A 13,731-nucleotide genomic window follows, 5' to 3' on the forward strand; every position below is an offset into this window, starting at 1 on the left:
GGACGATCGATGCTACAAACACCGCTCAGAACGCTTCAAACTTGATAGGTAAGCAGGTGCGTCCTATCGTGGCACGCGGGTTATAAGCGCCGTGGTTGGGATGGTATTAGAGTGCTGATGCTCCTGCCAGTTGCCCTACTGATGTTCCAAGGCACGCCAGAACCATTGACGCAGCGGCCGTCAGTCACGGCTATCGAACCTACGCCGGCGCCGGGATCTGCAGATAGAGAGATCATCGTAAACGCGACTAGGAGGCCCCGAGTGGCGGGCATGGTCAAGCGGATGACCGGTGATAGCGATGCGCAAATTCCACGCTGGAATACGTCGATTTGCGTTACTGTCCGCGGCGTCCTGCCGGACAAGGCGCAATATATCGCTGAAACGGTTGCAGCTAATGCGCGAACGGTCGGTGTGCCGATAGAAGGCAAATCATGTCCGTCGAATGTCGAAATTATAATCTCAGATCAGGCGGATGCACTGGTAAGACGCTTTCTGCGTCGTCAGCCAAATATGTTTCGGAACGTGGCCAAGTACGGTCTCGCTCGCTCGCGGAACCGGGCCGAACTGACGGATCCTCGTCCGGTCCGATGGACTATGGGCAGAGCTACTGAAAAGCGCTTGGATGCGGCATCGCGGCTTTCCCAACCTTCGCGAGAGGATAAAAAGCAAATACTTGTGATCATCGATTTGCCCCGGTGCGGCGATGTCACGTGGGAGCAGCTGAGCTCCTACGTCTCAATGGTCGTGCTTGCCAATCCTGTGCACAGTGTCAGCAGCGACATTCGATCAATCATGTCGCTGTTTGACGCTACCATTCGTGATAAGCCCAATAACCTCACAGATTCAGATCGTCTTTTGCTAAAGGCTCTATATGCGACCGAGGAGCAAGTCTCGGCGGCGTCGCAGCGATATGCCATGACGGATTACATTGTGAGGGAGCAGAATAGGCGTCGATCGAGATGACCATTGCGGTATGGCTTATGGAACTCCGATAAAGCAGTCAGCCTCACCTGCCCCGATATCTATACATTGACTTCAACCTACTCGACGTTAGCTTTACTCCTTACACGGCCCACTTTAGTTGCGCGTAACCTCGGTTGCTGGCTGGACCGCTCAACTTGGTGGCAGCGCTAGCTACGAGGTGTTCAAGCATGAGCTACCATACGGATCGTCGAAGCCGAACACGAGCCATTGCTATGTACCTGACGCTTCTTTTGATCGGCGCGACGCTGGGACTTCTTGTCAGGTGCGGCGTGATTACAGATCACGTACTTTGGTAGAATGGCCGAATGGCACTTGAAGGTGCGCCGTCCGCCACAATGGGCCATTCGGTCCGGAGGCGGCGCGAACGTGGATAACGCCCAATTTCGGCCATTCTGCTTACGCCAAAACACAGACGCGCAAGCCGCAGCCTTGATGGTAGCTTACATGGCTATAGGTTAGAAATGCGCCGACCGATGCGGGTCAAGGGCGGACTCGCTCACATCTGCTGCGGATCATCAGGGTCTCACCTATCGATCCTGAATAGAAGGTCGACGGCAGGGCTGAAGCAGAGCACTACGGCAAGAACCACCACGAACGTCAAAAGGAGGTTGGTCGTAAATGCGCCAGCCGAAGGGTGAACCAGCCTCCTCAAAATTCCGCAGACCAGCCATATTGGTGCGGCGAATAATGAAGCGATCAATAGCACCCACCCCAGACTTGCCAGAATATGAGTTTCAGCACAACCGATTGAGGGATCGCACGTACCCAACAGACTGCCCAGCAGTACAATACAGCCGATGCCAGACGCAAGAAGCCCGACCGTAAGACAACCAAACCGCCAAGCCTTTCGTAGGTGGGGAAAGAGTGGATTTTTGCTCATGCTGCGATCTTAGTAACAATCGGAACCTCTTTGAAGTAGCGGCTTCTGGATCTGCTACACTACTGCAGGACGCGGACCGTCCGCGCTCCACCACGTCGCGACATTCCTTGGCGGATAAGCAGACCTCAAAACCGGTCCGGCGGGAAGGGCCCAGTTGTTGCCGCTTGACGGGTCGTGCAGCATACCCAAGACCGGTCATCCGTTCATAGGCGCTATGATAGTGCTGACGGATAGAGGAATATCGGTATGCCACTGCTCTGGCTTATAAGCCTTCAGGCTGCGGCAACCTGGAATCCTCCCGCTCAGGCAGCATGGGCAGGGGAAAAGCCCCCTATCGAGGTCCGCTTGCATGCGGCTACCTTGTCCATGCGCGGGGATGCGGCCATCGAAGTCGACCTTATCGCAAAGGACAATACCTTTGCCGTATCGCCGTTGCTGCAACCCACACGGGGCATTGCGTTTGAAGTCATCTCGGAAGATGGGCAACCGGTCGTGCCTGCTAAGCCAATGGCAGGCTCACCGCCCCCGCCTCCTCTTAAGATAGAGGAGCTGATCGCCATATCAGTAACATCGCCTTACCGCGTCCTCACTCACGAAAGCGCAAAAACGATCTTCCCAGGAGCAGGCCGATACAAAGTGAGAGCCCGGGTATTCCTCTTCAACTTCCCGTCCAAGCCAGTCCGCTATGCCCAACTAGTATCGGATACAATCACGGTGAACGTCACAAGGTAGAACACAACCGTGCCGCTCGCGACGGCGGCTTTTGCTAGAGGGCGTCTGAAAAGCCACCGGCCTGCTGTCCACCAATCCCCGCCTTTTCGCTTCCGCTCATAATCGGTCATCCCGGTTGCGCGTCGGCTTGCCCGCAATCTACCGATTGTTCAGCTGCTGATACGCTTAAGAGACGGAGAGCATGCGGATCTCACCCTCGCGCTGCCATCCCTTTGATGTGAGAATATAGCGAGCCTCTAATTCTCCACCGCAGAGGCCAGTGCACGAATAGGCGAAATGAACGACGGCGCTTTTAACGTCGCTACTAATCCGTGGAACTCCGACAGAGTAGATGAAGGCTTCTCGGATGTGTTGGCCGGGAATAGGCGCGTGCACCGCTGCTCGCGATCGCGCATCGTCGTCTGCAATGGGATACCCTTGGGGGATTTCATCTTTAAGCCTAGGGCAAATCGTCAGAAGATCGGGGCGACTTTGGTCAGGAGCGACGTAGTAGGAATCAAATCCTTTGTTGTGGTTGATGCTTGGCAGATCGCGCAGGGCGATGCTTCCAATCTCGCAGACGACTGTTAGCTGTGCCGAGCTTGGAGAGGCGGCTGTCATCATGAGGCCGACCACTAAAGCAATCATCTGCTGTCTCCCGGCTACATCGTCGAGGCAAACTCACGGCGGCAATTGTAGCCCGTCAACGTCTGCCTTGATCGAACCTCGCCTAAAAGCAGTCGGGCCGCAATCCACCAATCCCGGACACTCCCGAAACCTGAACCTATTTGAAAATCGAGACTGGTACGGGTCGCGTTGCAACAGGGGCCCCCTTTACAACGGTAATCATGATGCCGCTTGCTAGGACAGCGCATCTCGATATCATCTCGACATGAAACTTTTGGCTGTTCTTCTCACCTTTGCATCCCCCGCGGTAAGGGAAGAGCATAGCTATCCCCCAAAAGGATCTGGCCAGCAACGAGCAGATTTTGAACGCGGGCAAGCCAACCAAGCGAAATTCGAGCAGCGCCTTTTTACTGAAGCGGGCTTCAAGCCGTTGGCTGACATGATTAAAGCGAAAAGGATCGTTCGCCGGTCACTGTTTGAGGACCCATACATGATGCTTCCGATTCCTGGTGTTGAAGTAGAGCATCTATCGGATGGGACAGTGACCGTCCGGGTTGTGGGGCGGGCCGGCGAAAGCGAACCGGTAAAGCTGCCCGCCGCGGCGTGGAGGCATCTAACGAGCTTGGAAAGAAAGATCCTGACACCGAGGCCGTATGTACCCTGGGACCCGCCAAAATCCGATCTGCCGTCACCACCACCTCCGCCAATATGTCACGGCTGGATCGTCCGCTTTGGCGCGTCTGAAAATGCGGTACAGGGCAGCGGAAGCTGGGCGCAATGTGGAGGTAAAGACCAGCCTGGTATGGCCTTTGCTGTGGAGATGGCGAGGCTTGCCGTAGAAAGTCATCCAAGTTGCAAGTTCGATCCTACAAATCCGTTTTGGTCATTCAGCACCTGTTTCACGCCCGCCCCACACCAGCGAAAAACTGACAAACGGATTCACACGTTGCGAAAGGGCCCCCTTTCGCGACACGGCCCCTGCCAGCTTCGATCCTCAAAATAAATTCTTTTCGGAAAACACAGCCGCATCGTGCGACGTCCGCTAACACTATCTGCCTTCCCAATAGCCGCCGGACCGCTTTCCTTCCCCTTCACGACATTAATGGCTGACGATCATGCGTCAAAAATCGTCCGTACGGAGATGAACGAATGTCTGAATTTGGGGAGCGGGGAAGGGCGCGCGAATGACCAGTTCTGGGTCGTCAATATGGGTCAGCCCCGCCGGGCTGCTGGCGTCGGCTCCCGACCAACATACGCCGTTCGTTGGGAGGTGCGGGAACATCGGCTTGTGCCAAGATCCGCCGTTAGGCGGACATCACCCTTCCGGGCTGCAACGCACACTAATTTCAGTCGTTCGCCGCCGACATTCTCAATCCTGAGAACTGCCGATCGTTGATGTCGCCACCACGCGGACAATGGTTGTCACAGTACCGGCGAAAAACTGACCTTGCGAGCGCGGGTGTGATCACCCGCGCTCGTCTCACCTCAGACAGGCTTGGCACCAGCCGTGCCGCATTTTGCAAACTTGCCATTCGCGCTCTTGCAACGGGCCGGCTTGGCCGGTGCTTTGGGCGGGCATTTCGTGAAGCGTCCCTTGGCGTCTTTGCACGGTGCGGCGAATGCAGGCGCCCCACCGGCAATTAACGACAAAGACGCGGCAGCGACGAGCAGGGTGCGCATGTGGCAAATCTCCAAGCCCTTGATGGGCAAGGCGATGCTATGCCGACCGCGGTATCGGTCAACTAACAAAGCCTTCATCACATTCGCGGAGCTTTCTGCCGGTTGTGCGTTGGTCACCAACAACACTGAGAGGTTGCCATGACTGACGAGAGCACGCCGAAGCCTAACGAAAATGTCCGGGTAAAATCCAAGGACGCAAACCCCGCCGACGACGGTTTCGGTAAAGGAGATGGCTACTCGGGCGACGAGTACGATAGCATGGACCATGCCGCGGAGCGTCACCTACAGAACCGGGACCGTGCGCCTGGTGTCGAGTCGGTCGAAAGGGATGACGGCAGGGATATTCCTCGCGAGGCTGGTAAGCGAGCATATATCGACAACAAAACGGGTGAAGTTCACGGCAGTGGGGCCAGCGCAGGTGGCGGTAATCCGGGTGAGGACATTGACCTCGACACGTCGCGAAGCGGGCCTGAGGAATAGCTATCCGACAGTATCTTAGGGACTAGCGACGGAGCGCTCAGCGCTCAGCACTCAGCGCTCCGTCGCGCAATTTTGCAGTTAGGCATCACCAATGATCTCGACCCGCCGAAACGGGTCGAGGTTTGTCTTTACATTGACGCCAGCTTCTCAATGTGATGCTGAACGGCTGGCGCGATGGTCGACGCGACCTGCTTTAGCGCGGGAGCCAAACCGGAAGTGGCAAAACCCTGGTGAAGGGCGAGTGCCTGCTGGTGAGCAGTCTTCTGCTGCTTGATATAAAGTGCATCACGGGCTGGTCCCTTGGACGCCTTGAGCGCAGCAATATTCTTGCGGCCCATCGCGTCGAGCATCGGGGGCTTTGGCGTCAGGCCGGACTTCGTAGCTGCGGCCTTCACATCAACAGTGCTCTTGTTGTGGTCGCTTACCATCATCGTGGCGAACTGCTTAAGCTCGGCGTTCTTCGTAGTGGCCATCACGAGATTGCTCGATTGGATCTCATATTGGTCCGACGCGCCAGCTTTCATGACATAGGTAGCAGGGGATGGCACGCTTTGTGCCGCTACCAGTGTGGGGGTAGCGATCAGCGCTGCCGTGAGAATAAGCCGCTTCATAATCTTCTCCTACGCCTTGTATTGGCGTAAGTTGATAAGGGATCAGTCGATCATAGTGTTCCCTTATCGATCGACATCCCGCCCCTCTCTTAATCTTGATTTATACGATTCGCGGGTTCACGCCGATCGCGTGACCGATCAGGCCGCCGGGGGTGCCGCGGATCTGAGTAATTCTTGCGAATGATGGCATGTTAGAACTGTGGTCTATCTTCTATTCTCTAGCTCAAAACATGAAAATTCGCCGTGGTTAGAACGGCTACGTACGCTTGCGACTAAGTAGGACTCGGCAGGCCTATCATATGTGAATACGACTGGGTTGGGGGATCACATATGATCGACGAACTGGCTGCGGATGCTGCGCGCTTTGGCGACGATGACGAAATACGTCGCATTCTCGAGGAAGTGGCGGCACTTACGAGAATGGGATTTGTCGCGGTCGCGCGCGTAACGGAGGCGCGTTGGATTGCGTGCCAGGTACTCGACCAGATCGACTTCGGTATGTCGCCGGGAGATGAGTTGCGCATCTCAACGACGATCTGCAACGACATCCGCAAGTCCGGCAATGCGGTAGTGATCGACGACGTCTCCGCCGATCCGCGTTGGAACTGCAACCCGGCGCCCGCGCTCTATGGCTTCAAGAGCTATGTGTCGCTGCCGATCATCCTTTCGGACGGCACGGTTTTTGGAACGCTGTGCGCGATCGATCCCCATCCGCGCAAGCTGGCGCGGGCGGACATGGTACCGACGCTCAAGCAATTCGCGGACCGCGTCGCGAGCATAGTGTCGCAATGCCCTGCAATTCAACCCCAAATGCCACGGACCATATCTACGTGAGAATGGGATCGTTGATTAATGCACCGCCGGACGCGGAGCGGGACGATGCACGATAAGCTGCATGCTGATCCACGGCAGCACATCTCATGTGAAAGGTAGCGACTTTACGTCCTGTGCCCGTTTGCGAGCCCAGAGGAACATCACGATGGCACGATACTTCTTCAATACGGCTGACAACCGGCATGAGCCTGATAGTGAGGGGACCGAGTTGGCTGATCACGCGGCAGCGAGGAAGCATGCTCTAATTTGCGCCGGTGAGATCATGCACGGCGAACCAGCTGTCTTATGGGACGGTCGAGATTTTGTCGTCGACGTGACGAACGAGCGGGGTCTGATGCTCTTCAGACTCACAGCTTATGTCACCAATGCGCCAGCCAGAGGCGATACGAAATAGCTAGTAGGCTGTGTTCGCAATTGCTGGTTTCGGGCGAAAAGTTGACCATAAGCCACTGCGTGCTGGCCGCCTGTGACACGAACGAACTGGTGGCGCCAACACACCCGGAGGTGTGATTGGCCGGACCCGGCAGACTGCATGACAGTGAGGTAGCCGGTGTTTCCAACGTGCGAAGTTGATGCCATTATTAGTAGGGTCAAATAGACCGATCACAGAATGAGATAATAGATGGTGGGGATTGTCATGAATCGGTTGAGCGTAGCTAGATTTTCAGCGGCATGCGCGATCACCTTCTCAGCTTCTTCCGTTGCCGCGCAGTCGGGAACCGACTTACGGCATGACAAAGCTGACATATTCGTGGCGAGGTATGCAGATTGTATTATACGGGACAAAAACAAAAGATCGGTAGCTAGCCAATTTGTCAGATCAATACCCAATACGGCAGAATACGTTGATTTGGCGTCAAAGGCGTCAAATTCTAAATGCCTTTCGGTTGACGCTAGCAGACCGGGCTCTGTTACGATGATGATAATCCAGCCGGACGTTTTTCGGGGTGCCCTGTATCCTGCACTATACCGCCTTCAATTCCGGAAGGCGCCAGATCTGGGCCTTATAAAAGACCTTCCCCCCCTCAAGTTAGCTGATGAATTTAATGGTCCTGTTGCAGCACTGCCGGCCAGTTACCGCCCGGAACGTGCGCTCGGCGATTGCGTCGCTCGATCGTCACCGGTTGCTGCTCACGTTCTGCTAATTTCACGTCCATGGAGCTTGCAAGATACTAGTGCCACTGAGCAATTGAAGCCGGCAATTGCGTCATGTCTCGGTGAGGGCAAGACGATCAGCTTAACGCGGCGCGCGCTAAGGGCATATATTGGGGAAGCGATGTTCAAGCTCGTGTCCGCATCCCCGAAGGGTTGAGCTTTCAGAAGCCGCAATGCCGAGCGACGCCACGCGGCAGTCTCCATCTGATCCTCTATCGCGCAGAGACAATTGGCGCTTCAACAATGTCCGTCGTCCACGCCGGCGATCGCATCTCCGACCGCATCTTCCACTCGCGGTTGAAGCCCTGCGACGCCGTCACCGCAGTCCACGTCACGAATTTGCCATTGATTGCGTCGAGTGCGCCCATCAGCCGGTCTCGCTTGGCCGTATCCTCTTCGAACAGCGTGCGCGGCCGCTCGTCCTCAGGCAGCAGATCGTTGAGCATGATGCCGGCCTTCGTGTACGCGTAACCATCCCGCCACGCCTTCTCAGCCGCTCGCCTGGCCGCCGCGATCAATTCGAAGCTGTCGTTCGTCATCGGATGGAGGGTAGGCGCGGACACCGATATAAGGCTGCGTATTGTCGTACCGGGCGCGGGTGTAGGCAAGGCGGCCAATCTTGCATCGTTCGGGATGACTTTCGGAAGCCATCGATTTCTAGGCAGTCATTTCGAACGACCGCTTAAACGGAAGGCAAGCGCTGCCGTGGAACCCGATGAATGAACGGCGGAAGTTGGAAGGCGGGGAAGGGCACCCGAACGGCGACTTATGGGTCTCTCAGACCTCGGTGCGTTCGGCCAATTCCAAAGCGTCCTCCACGTCAACGCCCAAGTAGCGCCGTGCTGTCCATCTTGGCATGGCCGAGAAGGATCTGAACGGCGCGGAGGTTGCCAGCCGCCTTGTAGATGATCGATGCTTTCGTGCGCCGTAGCGAGTGCGTCCCATAATCCTGCGCCGGAAGGCCGATGCCGACCATCCATTCGCGCACAAGGCGGGCATATTGCCGCATGCTCATGTGGTCCATGTCGTCGTTGCGGCTCGGGAAAACGAAGTCGTTCAGTGTCCCCCCACGTCGCTCCAACCATGCCCGCATCGTCTTTCGCGCCGTGTCCATGATCTCGAACTGAATCGGTCGTTTGGTTTTCTGCCGAACAACGACGGCGCGGTCACGGACGCGCCCCCCGGAAACTACATCGCCAATCCGCACCCTGACCACGTCACAGCCGCGCAGCTTGCTGTCGATGGCGAAGTCGAACAGCGCTCGGTCGCGCAGTCTCCTCTGCTAGTCGAGCCAAAAGCGAATGGCCCAGACCTGTTGCTGTTTCAGCGCCCGCTTCGCATCAATCAGCCGGCCTTCGTTCCAAGGCCGAAGTTCGTGAAAGGCGGGGTCCATTGACGAGTGACCCATCGATCATCTCCATCGGCCCAGATCGGTTGATCGAGTATACGCATGCGCAGTAAACCGCCGGTTTAGAAATGTGGTTGATCAGCCGTCGATGATGCTGATCGAGCTGTCGGTTCTGGGCGGCGCCGCGCAGTCTTTGTGCGGCCGGAAGTGGGTCCTCGTCAGCGCGTAGCGGCTTGGTTGCAAGGTACGATGGCTTTGCCCGCTGTCGTGTCAGCCGCTACCCAACGTGTGATAAGTAGAGGACATGCGGTGGCGAGCGTCAAAATCAGCGGACTTTCTAAGAGCTTCGGCGACACCACAGTGCTCTTGCCGACCGACCTGACGATCGAGGAAGGCGAGTTCATCGTCCTCGTCGGGCCGTCGGGTTGCGGCAAGTCGACACTGTTGCGGATGATCGCTGGGCTTGAGGTGCCAAGCACCGGAAGGGTGGCGATCGATGGACGCGACGTGACCGATGCGGCGCCGTCGGATCGCGGGCTGGCGATGGTGTTCCAGTCCTACGCGCTGTACCCGCATCTCACAGTCGCGGAGAACATCGCGTTTCCGTTGAAGGTCGCAAAAGTCGCCAAGCGCGAGATTACCGAGCGCGTCGCGGAGGTCGCGGCGATGCTCGATCTGTCGGATCTGCTCGACCGGCGGCCGCGGGCCTTGTCGGGTGGGCAGCGTCAGCGGGTATCGATCGCGCGCGCAGTCGTGCGTCGACCGAAGGTATTGTTGCTCGACGAGCCGTTGTCGAACCTCGATGCCAACCTGCGTGCGCGGATGCGGCACGAGTTCGCGCGACTGCATCAACAGCTCGGTGCGACGATGATCTACGTCACGCACGACCAGCTCGAGGCGATGACGCTCGCCAATCGTATCGTCGTGATGAGCGAGGGGCGCGTTGAGCAGGTCGGGCCGCCGATAGACGTGTATCGGCGACCGGCGAGCCTGGCGGTCGCCGCGGCGATCGGGTCGCCGGGCATGAACCTGCTCGCCGCAACGATCGCGTCGGTCGACGCCGACGGCACCACGGTAAGCCTGGCAGGCGGCGAGAGGGTGAGGACCGGCGCGATCGTCCCGGCGGCTGCAGTCGGTTCGCCGGTCACGCTCGGCGTTCGCCCCGAACATCTGTATGTCGACAACGGGGGACCGTTCGTTGGCGCAGTCGAGCTGTTCGAGCGGCTCGGGCCGCTGTCGTTCGCGCATCTCGGTGCACGCGGCGCGGCAGATACGATCGTCGCTCAGTTACCGGGCGATCGGTCGGTGACGCTCGGCGAGACCTTGCGCGTCGGCGTCGCGACCAACGACGCGCATGTGTTCGGCGCCGATGGCCGCGCCTATCCCTTCACACTGCCGCCGAGCAGCCCAGTCAGATAATAACGCTGCATTGCGAGGAACAGCAGTAGGACTGGCATCGTCGTGACGACCGCCGCCGCCATCATCAGTTCGCCGTCCGCCGAATGCTCGCGCGCGATCGCGGCGACCGCGACCGGCAGCGTGTAGAGATGCTGGTCGGCCAGCACGATCAGCGGCCAGAGGAAGTCATTCCACGAGCCGAGGAACATGAACAACGCCAGCGTGACGACGATCGGGGTGAGGAGGGGCCGGACGATCGTCACGAAAATCCGCGTCTCGCTCGCGCCGTCGATCCGGGCCGCGTCGATTATTTCATCGGGGATCGCGAGCGTCGCCTGCCGTACGAACAGGATCGCGAAGATGCCAGCGAGCGATGGCAGGATGACGCCGGCATAGCTGTTGACGAGCTCGAGCTGCTTGAAGATCAGGAAGAGCGGCAGCATCGCGACCTGGCCGGGTACGACCAGCGACGCGATCAGGATCTTGAGCAGCCGCTCGCGCCCGCGGAAGCGCAGTTTGGCGAAGGCGTAGCCGGCCGGCACCGTGAGCAGCAGGCCGAGCAGCGTCGAAATCGCTGCGATGGCGACGCTGTTGAACAGAGCGGGGACGATCCGGTAATCAAACCACGCGCCGTCGATCAGCCGCCGGACGAGCAGCTCGTGGTAGTTCTCCAGCGACCAATGCGATGGCCAGAGCGGCGTCGGGAGTTTGCTCGATTCCCCGCGCGGCATGAACGATACGATCACCATGTAAAGCAATGGCGCGATCGTCAGCGCGGTCAGGGTAACAGCTGTCGCATTGGCGAGGATCGCGCGAAGTTTCAAAGCCATTCGTAGCGCCTCCCAATCCGCGTCTGGACCGTCGTCAGCGCCAGGATCATCAGGAAGAGCACGAAAGCGACCGCGCTGGCTTGGCCCAGGTTCCACCATTTGAAGCCCTCATCGAACATGAAATACAGGATCGTCGTGGTGCTCTGGGCAGGGCCGCCGAGTGTCATGACATAGGGCTCGGCGAAGATCTGGAGGAAGCCCGCGACGCTCATCACAGCGGCGAGCAGCAACGTCGGGCCGATCGCGGGGAGGGTGACGTGGCGGAAGCGGCTCCAGCGGCCCGCGCCGTCGAGCCGTGCGGCCTCCATCAGGTCCTGCGGCACCGCGGACAGCGCGGCGGTGAAGACGATCATGTTGTAGCCGAAGATCTTCCAGGTGACGAAGATCAGGATCGCCGGGATCGAGGTGTGGGGGTTGCCCAGCCAGTCGACCGGGGCTGCTCCGACCGCCGCAAGTGCGCGGTTAATCAGCCCCGAGCGTTCGTTGAACAGGAACCGCCACACCACCGCGGTCGCAACGATACTGGTGACGTAGGGCGCGAATAGCAGCACGCGCCACAGCGGCTTCCACCGCACCGTCGCGTCGTTGAGCAGCAGAGCGACGGCGAGCGACGCACCGATCGCCATCGGCACGCCGAGTACCGCGAACAGGGCGGTGTTGCCGATCGCGCGCCAGAATAGCGGGGTCGAGAATAGGTCGACGAAATTGCCAAGCCCGACGAAGCGCAGGTTCGACCAGTCGGCGAGCGCGTAGATCGAATAATCGGTGACTGACAACGCCATCGCTAGCGCAGTCGGCACAACGAAGACCAGCGCGATAATCGCGAGGACCGGCGCAGAGAATATCCAGGCGGCGCGCTCCTGGCGCGTCATGCGAGCGTGCCCGCTTCAACTAACGCGCGGCGCTTGGCCAGCAACTGGTCGATGCGCGTGTCGAGACCGGCGAGCGCCTCAGCTATGGTCTGAACGCCCCGCACGACGCGTTCGGCGGCGAACTGGATCTCGAGTTTGATCCGCTCCCACTCGATCACCTTCGGCATGGTGGCTGGGAAGCGCATCTGTTCCTTAAACGGCGCGAGTATCGGCGCGCGGAGTTGTGGCGACGACCAGGCGCTCAGGCGAGCCGGGAGATTGCCGATCATGGTCTGGTAGCGGAGTTCGCTGGTCGGGGAACTGAGGTGGCGGACCAGTGCCCAAGCTTCCGCCGGACGCGGCGTCGCGGCGGAGACGCAGAGGCTGGTGCTCAACCCTGACACCGCGCCGACACCGCGCGGACCGGCGAGCCGTGCGGTTCCCCAACGCGCGGCGGGGATCTCCGCGGCACGCCGATGCAGGTCGAGCAACGTCGTCGGCCCGGTCGGCCAGATCGCGAAATACCCCTGTGCGAAGGCCGCAACCGGATCCTGGATCTCGGTCGAGAGTGCCTTGGGCGCTAGCCGTTCGGCGAAGATCCGCGCATAATAGGCGAACGCAGCCTGTGCCTCCGGCGTCTGGAAGTTGCCACGCGTATTGTGTTCGCGCAGCATCGTCGCGCCGGTCTGGCCGAGCATCGTGATGAGCGTGTCCGGCCAGTTGAGCAGCAGCATGAACACGAAGTCGTCGGGCCGTTGTCGCTTGATCGCGCGGCCCATGTGGAGCCAGCCGTCCCAGTCCTTTGCCGGCTCGTTGTAGCCTGCCTTGGCGAGAATATCCCGACGGTAGAACTGGACCTGAGGCGCGACCGACCACGGCGCCGCGAAGTCCCGACCGCCGACTCTCGTGGCGTCGAGCACGCCAGGGAACATGTCGGCGACTAGCGCGGCGGATGGGACGGGGGCGATTGCACCGATCGTGGCGAACTCTTGGACCCAGCCATTATACAGCATCAGCACGTCGGGCATCGCGCCGCCCGCCTGCGCGGTAAGCAGCTTCTCGTGCGCTGCGGTCGCCGGGAGGGATTGCACGTCTACCGGTATCCCCGTTGTTGCAGTAAAGGCAGGCATCAGCATCGGCGAATAATCGCCTTCATAGCTCATCGCCCAGAATTTCAGCGGTTCGGGGCCGCGCGTGCCGGTACAGGCCGCCAAACCTAGCGTCGGCAGGAGTCCCAATGCGGCTCTCCGCGTCCAGTCCTGCGCCTGCTCCCCCATCACCGGATCGTGGCGCATCGCAGCGTCCGGCGCTACCCCCATCGCGACACGGTAACAGCCGGAAA

Annotated in this window: 12 protein-coding genes and 1 pseudogene; 5 read left to right on the top strand and 8 right to left on the bottom strand. The window is 59.2% G+C overall.

Features of this window, described 5'->3' with window-relative positions; all coding sequences use genetic code 11:
• Window positions 1-261 precede the first annotated feature (261 nt).
• On the top strand, window positions 262-963 hold the full coding sequence (locus IFT71_RS18245; protein ID WP_192142725.1) for a hypothetical protein: 702 nt from the start codon (window positions 262-264) through the stop codon (window positions 961-963).
• 1,798 nt (window positions 964-2,761) lie between these two features.
• Here the strand turns inward: IFT71_RS18245 and IFT71_RS18250 are convergent.
• Entirely contained in the window at window positions 2,762-3,223 is a 462-nt protein-coding gene (locus IFT71_RS18250) for a hypothetical protein (RefSeq protein WP_192071662.1), read from the bottom strand.
• A gap of 1,464 nt (window positions 3,224-4,687) precedes the next feature.
• Window positions 4,688-4,882 carry a hypothetical protein gene (locus tag IFT71_RS18255; protein ID WP_082446655.1) on the bottom strand — a complete coding sequence of 65 codons (195 nt, stop codon included), beginning with the start codon at window positions 4,880-4,882 and terminating at the stop codon, window positions 4,688-4,690.
• Window positions 4,883-5,020: 138 nt separating this feature from the next.
• Between IFT71_RS18255 and IFT71_RS18260 the strand changes: the two genes are divergently transcribed.
• Window positions 5,021-5,362, top strand: a complete 342-nt coding sequence (locus tag IFT71_RS18260; RefSeq protein WP_192071664.1) for a hypothetical protein — start codon at window positions 5,021-5,023, stop codon at window positions 5,360-5,362.
• Between the two features lie 128 nt (window positions 5,363-5,490).
• Here the strand turns inward: IFT71_RS18260 and IFT71_RS18265 are convergent, their stop codons facing one another.
• Window positions 5,491-5,973, bottom strand: coding sequence for a DUF4142 domain-containing protein (locus tag IFT71_RS18265; RefSeq protein WP_192071665.1), 483 nt, complete (start codon window positions 5,971-5,973; stop codon window positions 5,491-5,493).
• Between the two features lie 330 nt (window positions 5,974-6,303).
• Here IFT71_RS18265 and IFT71_RS18270 point away from each other — a divergent pair, with 330 nt between their 5' ends.
• Both IFT71_RS18270 and IFT71_RS22025 read left to right on the top strand, forming a co-directional pair.
• Window positions 6,304-6,807: a GAF domain-containing protein gene (locus IFT71_RS18270; protein WP_192142727.1), complete on the top strand. Its 504-nt coding sequence runs from the start codon at window positions 6,304-6,306 to the stop codon at window positions 6,805-6,807.
• Window positions 6,808-6,952: 145 nt separating this feature from the next.
• Window positions 6,953-7,201 (top strand): DUF6894 family protein, encoded by a 249-nt coding sequence (locus tag IFT71_RS22025; RefSeq protein ID WP_446740686.1) that lies wholly within the window; start codon window positions 6,953-6,955, stop codon window positions 7,199-7,201.
• Window positions 7,202-8,174: 973 nt separating this feature from the next.
• On the opposite strand, the gene IFT71_RS18275 is transcribed toward IFT71_RS22025, so the two are convergent.
• Both IFT71_RS18275 and IFT71_RS18280 read right to left on the bottom strand, forming a co-directional pair.
• The gene (locus tag IFT71_RS18275; RefSeq protein WP_192071667.1) at window positions 8,175-8,501 is read right to left on the bottom strand and encodes a DUF4113 domain-containing protein; all 327 of its coding nucleotides are present in this window, start codon (window positions 8,499-8,501) and stop codon (window positions 8,175-8,177) included.
• 238 nt (window positions 8,502-8,739) lie between these two features.
• Window positions 8,740-9,370: pseudogene (locus IFT71_RS18280) on the bottom strand (tyrosine-type recombinase/integrase).
• A gap of 249 nt (window positions 9,371-9,619) precedes the next feature.
• Between IFT71_RS18280 and IFT71_RS18285 the strand changes: the two are divergent.
• Window positions 9,620-10,729, top strand: coding sequence for an ABC transporter ATP-binding protein (locus tag IFT71_RS18285; protein ID WP_342212696.1), 1,110 nt, complete (start codon window positions 9,620-9,622; stop codon window positions 10,727-10,729).
• Here the strand turns inward: IFT71_RS18285 and IFT71_RS18290 are convergent.
• Genes IFT71_RS18290 through IFT71_RS18300 form a run of 3 tightly spaced genes read right to left on the bottom strand, consistent with a single transcriptional unit; the run spans window position 10,690 to window position 13,684 of the window.
• Window positions 10,690-11,538 (bottom strand): carbohydrate ABC transporter permease, encoded by an 849-nt coding sequence (locus IFT71_RS18290; protein ID WP_244649225.1) that lies wholly within the window; start codon window positions 11,536-11,538, stop codon window positions 10,690-10,692. The genes IFT71_RS18285 and IFT71_RS18290 overlap by 40 nt on opposite strands.
• Window positions 11,529-12,410, bottom strand: a complete 882-nt coding sequence (locus IFT71_RS18295; RefSeq protein WP_192142729.1) for a carbohydrate ABC transporter permease — start codon at window positions 12,408-12,410, stop codon at window positions 11,529-11,531. Before IFT71_RS18295 ends, IFT71_RS18290 begins: the two co-directional genes overlap by 10 nt.
• Window positions 12,407-13,684: an extracellular solute-binding protein gene (locus IFT71_RS18300; protein WP_192071670.1), complete on the bottom strand. Its 1,278-nt coding sequence runs from the start codon at window positions 13,682-13,684 to the stop codon at window positions 12,407-12,409. The genes IFT71_RS18295 and IFT71_RS18300 overlap by 4 nt, the downstream gene beginning before the upstream one ends.
• Between the last annotated feature and the right edge of the window lie 47 nt (window positions 13,685-13,731).

It is taken from the genome of Sphingomonas sp. CFBP 13733, assembly GCF_014841795.1.
Lineage (GTDB): Bacteria > Pseudomonadota > Alphaproteobacteria > Sphingomonadales > Sphingomonadaceae > Sphingomonas > Sphingomonas aerolata.